Origin of the sequence: Pseudomonas sp. GD03875 (genome assembly GCF_029840585.1) — a bacterium.
Taxonomy (GTDB): Bacteria; Pseudomonadota; Gammaproteobacteria; order Pseudomonadales; family Pseudomonadaceae; genus Aquipseudomonas; species Aquipseudomonas paralcaligenes.
The window spans coordinates 1-5,777 of the sequence record NZ_JAOCCV010000064.1 but is presented as its reverse complement, the minus strand read 5'-3'; the positions used below and the strand labels follow the sequence as shown (position 1 = coordinate 5,777).

The window sequence follows — 5,777 nt, the reverse complement described above, 5'->3', positions numbered from 1 at the left end:
TTAGGTCCTTATAATGCGCCCCACTTCCGGTGCAGGCCTCTCGGGAAACTCCTTGAAAATCAAAGAGTTGAACGAAAAAAGAGATTGCAACGGCGGCGAATTCGAGTAGAATGAGCCGGACTGACAGGGTGGTGGTTTGATCCTGTCAGTGCTTCGGTCGAATCGATCGAAAGCGGTTGAAAGAGGTGGTTGACAGCGGTTTTGAACGCTGTAGAATGCGCCTCCCGCTGACGAGAAGAAGATCTGATCGGAAGCGCAAGCGGTTGAGAGGAAACGAAAAATTCTTCAAAAACAGCTTGACAGATTGAAAGGCTGCTGTAGAATGCGCGGCCTCGGTTGAGACGAAAGACTTCGCCGAAACGCTCTTTAACAACTGAATCAAGCAATTCGTGTGGGTGCTTGTGAAGTAAGACTGGTAGTCAACTGATTATCAGCAACACAAGTAACACTCGTGAATTCGAGAGTTTATTTGCGATTGCTGAGCCAAGTTTAGGGTTTTCTCAAAACCCAAGCAGTATTGAACTGAAGAGTTTGATCATGGCTCAGATTGAACGCTGGCGGCAGGCCTAACACATGCAAGTCGAGCGGATGAAGAGAGCTTGCTCTCTGATTCAGCGGCGGACGGGTGAGTAATGCCTAGGAATCTGCCTGGTAGTGGGGGACAACGTTTCGAAAGGAACGCTAATACCGCATACGTCCTACGGGAGAAAGCAGGGGACCTTCGGGCCTTGCGCTATCAGATGAGCCTAGGTCGGATTAGCTAGTTGGTGGGGTAATGGCCCACCAAGGCGACGATCCGTAACTGGTCTGAGAGGATGATCAGTCACACTGGAACTGAGACACGGTCCAGACTCCTACGGGAGGCAGCAGTGGGGAATATTGGACAATGGGCGAAAGCCTGATCCAGCCATGCCGCGTGTGTGAAGAAGGTCTTCGGATTGTAAAGCACTTTAAGTTGGGAGGAAGGGCATTAACCTAATACGTTAGTGTTTTGACGTTACCAACAGAATAAGCACCGGCTAACTTCGTGCCAGCAGCCGCGGTAATACGAAGGGTGCAAGCGTTAATCGGAATTACTGGGCGTAAAGCGCGCGTAGGTGGTTCAGCAAGTTGAAGGTGAAATCCCCGGGCTCAACCTGGGAACTGCCTCCAAAACTACTGAGCTAGAGTACGGTAGAGGGTAGTGGAATTTCCTGTGTAGCGGTGAAATGCGTAGATATAGGAAGGAACACCAGTGGCGAAGGCGACTACCTGGACTGATACTGACACTGAGGTGCGAAAGCGTGGGGAGCAAACAGGATTAGATACCCTGGTAGTCCACGCCGTAAACGATGTCGACTAGCCGTTGGGATCCTTGAGATCTTAGTGGCGCAGCTAACGCATTAAGTCGACCGCCTGGGGAGTACGGCCGCAAGGTTAAAACTCAAATGAATTGACGGGGGCCCGCACAAGCGGTGGAGCATGTGGTTTAATTCGAAGCAACGCGAAGAACCTTACCTGGCCTTGACATGCTGAGAACTTTCCAGAGATGGATTGGTGCCTTCGGGAACTCAGACACAGGTGCTGCATGGCTGTCGTCAGCTCGTGTCGTGAGATGTTGGGTTAAGTCCCGTAACGAGCGCAACCCTTGTCCTTAGTTACCAGCACGTTATGGTGGGCACTCTAAGGAGACTGCCGGTGACAAACCGGAGGAAGGTGGGGATGACGTCAAGTCATCATGGCCCTTACGGCCAGGGCTACACACGTGCTACAATGGTCGGTACAAAGGGTTGCCAAGCCGCGAGGTGGAGCTAATCCCATAAAACCGATCGTAGTCCGGATCGCAGTCTGCAACTCGACTGCGTGAAGTCGGAATCGCTAGTAATCGTGAATCAGAATGTCACGGTGAATACGTTCCCGGGCCTTGTACACACCGCCCGTCACACCATGGGAGTGGGTTGCTCCAGAAGTAGCTAGTCTAACCGCAAGGAGGACGGTTACCACGGAGTGATTCATGACTGGGGTGAAGTCGTAACAAGGTAGCCGTAGGGGAACCTGCGGCTGGATCACCTCCTTAATCGAAGACTTCAGCTTCTTCATAAGTTCCCACACGAATTGCTTGATTCACTTGCGAAAAGCGATTGGGTTTAGACCCGAGAGTTAGACGATTGGGTCTGTAGCTCAGTTGGTTAGAGCGCACCCCTGATAAGGGTGAGGTCGGCAGTTCGAATCTGCCCAGACCCACCAATTGTCAAGGGATGTGGCCAAGTCCGTAGATGGGGCCATAGCTCAGCTGGGAGAGCGCCTGCTTTGCACGCAGGAGGTCAGGAGTTCGATCCTCCTTGGCTCCACCATTAACTCGAGATCGCTGAAAGCTCAGAACTGAGCATCCACCAACGCAGGTTGGGATGTTGAGTTCTGGTCTTTTCGCCAGAACTGTTCTTTAAAAATTTGGGTATGTGATAGAAGTGACTTGTTGAATGTTTCACTGCATTCAGCAAATCAAGGCAAAATTTGCGAGTTCAAGCGCGAATTTTCGGCGAATGTCGTCTTCACGTTACGAATCTATAACCAGATTGCTTGGGGTTATATGGTCAAGTGAAGAAGCGCATACGGTGGATGCCTTGGCAGTCAGAGGCGATGAAAGACGTGGTAGCCTGCGATAAGCTTCGGGGAGTCGGCAAACAGACTTTGATCCGGAGATCTCTGAATGGGGGAACCCACCTAGGATAACCTAGGTATCTTGTACTGAATCCATAGGTGCAAGAGGCGAACCAGGGGAACTGAAACATCTAAGTACCCTGAGGAAAAGAAATCAACCGAGATTCCCTTAGTAGTGGCGAGCGAACGGGGATTAGCCCTTAAGCTTCTTTGATTTTAGCGGAACGCTCTGGAAAGTGCGGCCATAGTGGGTGATAGCCCTGTACGCGAAAAGGTCTTAGAAGTGAAATCGAGTAGGACGGCGCACGTGAAACGTTGTCTGAATATGGGGGGACCATCCTCCAAGGCTAAATACTACTGACTGACCGATAGTGAACTAGTACCGTGAGGGAAAGGCGAAAAGAACCCCGGAGAGGGGAGTGAAATAGAACCTGAAACCGTATGCGTACAAGCAGTGGGAGCCTACTTTGTTAGGTGACTGCGTACCTTTTGTATAATGGGTCAGCGACTTATATTCAGTGGCGAGCTTAACCGAATAGGGGAGGCGTAGCGAAAGCGAGTCTTAATAGGGCGCTTTAGTCGCTGGGTATAGACCCGAAACCGGGCGATCTATCCATGGGCAGGTTGAAGGTTAGGTAACACTGACTGGAGGACCGAACCGACTACCGTTGAAAAGTTAGCGGATGACCTGTGGATCGGAGTGAAAGGCTAATCAAGCTCGGAGATAGCTGGTTCTCCTCGAAAGCTATTTAGGTAGCGCCTCACGTATCACTCCAGGGGGTAGAGCACTGTTTCGGCTAGGGGGTCATCCCGACTTACCAAACCGATGCAAACTCCGAATACCTGGAAGTGCCGAGCGTGGGAGACACACGGCGGGTGCTAACGTCCGTCGTGAAAAGGGAAACAACCCAGACCGTCAGCTAAGGTCCCAAAGTTATGGTTAAGTGGGAAACGATGTGGGAAGGCTTAGACAGCTAGGAGGTTGGCTTAGAAGCAGCCACCCTTTAAAGAAAGCGTAATAGCTCACTAGTCGAGTCGGCCTGCGCGGAAGATGTAACGGGGCTCAAACCATACACCGAAGCTACGGGTGTCACGTAAGTGACGCGGTAGAGGAGCGTTCTGTAAGCCTGTGAAGGTGAGTTGAGAAGCTTGCTGGAGGTATCAGAAGTGCGAATGCTGACATGAGTAACGACAATGCGAGTGAAAAACTCGCACGCCGAAAGACCAAGGTTTCCTGCGCAACGTTAATCGACGCAGGGTTAGTCGGCCCCTAAGGCGAGGCAGAAATGCGTAGTCGATGGGAAGCGGGTTAATATTCCCGCACTTCTAGTTACTGCGATGGGGGGACGGAGAAGGCTAGGCCAGCACGGCGTTGGTTGTCCGTGTTTAAGGTGGTAGGCAGAGATCTTAGGTAAATCCGGGGTCTTAATGCCGAGAGCTGATGACGAGTGTCCTTTAGGACGCGAAGTGGTTGATGCCATGCTTCCAGGAAAAGCCTCTAAGCTTCAGGTAACTAGGAACCGTACCCCAAACCGACACAGGTGGTTGGGTAGAGAATACCAAGGCGCTTGAGAGAACTCGGGTGAAGGAACTAGGCAAAATGGCACCGTAACTTCGGGAGAAGGTGCGCCGGTGAGGGTGAAGGACTTGCTCCGTAAGCTCATGCCGGTCGAAGATACCAGGCCGCTGCGACTGTTTATTAAAAACACAGCACTCTGCAAACACGAAAGTGGACGTATAGGGTGTGACGCCTGCCCGGTGCCGGAAGGTTAATTGATGGGGTTAGCGCAAGCGAAGCTCTTGATCGAAGCCCCGGTAAACGGCGGCCGTAACTATAACGGTCCTAAGGTAGCGAAATTCCTTGTCGGGTAAGTTCCGACCTGCACGAATGGCGTAACGATGGCGGCGCTGTCTCCACCCGAGACTCAGTGAAATTGAAATCGCTGTGAAGATGCAGTGTATCCGCGGCTAGACGGAAAGACCCCGTGAACCTTTACTGTAGCTTTGCACTGGACTTTGAGCCTGCTTGTGTAGGATAGGTGGGAGGCTTTGAAGCGTGGACGCCAGTTCGCGTGGAGCCATCCTTGAAATACCACCCTGGCATGCTTGAGGTTCTAACTCTGGTCCGTCATCCGGATCGAGGACAGTGTATGGTGGGCAGTTTGACTGGGGCGGTCTCCTCCCAAAGAGTAACGGAGGAGTACGAAGGTGCGCTCAGACCGGTCGGAAATCGGTCGTAGAGTATAAAGGCAAAAGCGCGCTTGACTGCGAGACAGACACGTCGAGCAGGTACGAAAGTAGGTCTTAGTGATCCGGTGGTTCTGTATGGAAGGGCCATCGCTCAACGGATAAAAGGTACTCCGGGGATAACAGGCTGATACCGCCCAAGAGTTCATATCGACGGCGGTGTTTGGCACCTCGATGTCGGCTCATCACATCCTGGGGCTGAAGCCGGTCCCAAGGGTATGGCTGTTCGCCATTTAAAGTGGTACGCGAGCTGGGTTTAGAACGTCGTGAGACAGTTCGGTCCCTATCTGCCGTGGACGTTTGAGATTTGAGAGGGGCTGACCTTAGTACGAGAGGACCGGGTTGGACGAACCTCTGGTGTTCCGGTTGTCACGCCAGTGGCATCGCCGGGTAGCTACGTTCGGAAAAGATAACCGCTGAAAGCATCTAAGCGGGAAACTTGCCTCAAGATGAGATCTCACTGGAGCCTTGAGCTCCCTAAAGGGCCGTCGAAGACTACGACGTTGATAGGTGGGGTGTGTAAGCGCTGTGAGGCGTTGAGCTAACCCATACTAATTGCCCGTGAGGCTTGACCATATAACACCCAAACAATCTGACGATTGTGGGTCGATGGTGAAGTCGACAAACGAACCGAAAGTTCGCTTAAGAACCGCAAAGCCAAGACATCACATACCCAATTCGCTGTAGCGACTCAACACCGATACAGCAACCGAATTGCTTGACGACCATAGAGCGTTGGAACCACCTGATCCCATCCCGAACTCAGTAGTGAAACGACGCATCGCCGATGGTAGTGTGGGGTTTCCCCATGTGAGAGTAGGTCATCGTCAAGCTCCTATCACCCAAACCCCCATCCGAGCAATCGGGTGGGGGTTTGGGCTTTTATGGGC

Annotated in this window: 2 tRNA genes and 3 rRNA genes; all 5 read left to right on the top strand. The window is 52.2% G+C overall.

From position 1 onward, the window contains the following. Positions 1–519: 519 nt before the first annotated feature. The 5 genes from N5D30_RS25845 to rrf all read left to right on the top strand — a co-directional run bounded on the left by N5D30_RS25845 (position 520) and on the right by rrf (position 5,720). Positions 520–2,056 (top strand): 16S ribosomal RNA (locus N5D30_RS25845). Positions 2,057–2,149: 93 nt separating this feature from the next. Continuing rightward, a tRNA-Ile gene (locus N5D30_RS25840) sits at positions 2,150–2,226 on the top strand. Positions 2,227–2,257: 31 nt separating this feature from the next. Continuing rightward, positions 2,258–2,333, top strand: a tRNA-Ala gene (locus tag N5D30_RS25835). Between the two features lie 238 nt (positions 2,334–2,571). Further along, a 23S ribosomal RNA gene (locus tag N5D30_RS25830) occupies positions 2,572–5,463 on the top strand. A gap of 141 nt (positions 5,464–5,604) precedes the next feature. Further along, positions 5,605–5,720 (top strand): 5S ribosomal RNA (rrf, locus tag N5D30_RS25825). The 16S, 23S and 5S rRNA genes sit together here with 2 tRNA genes alongside, the layout of an rRNA operon. Positions 5,721–5,777 lie beyond the last annotated feature (57 nt).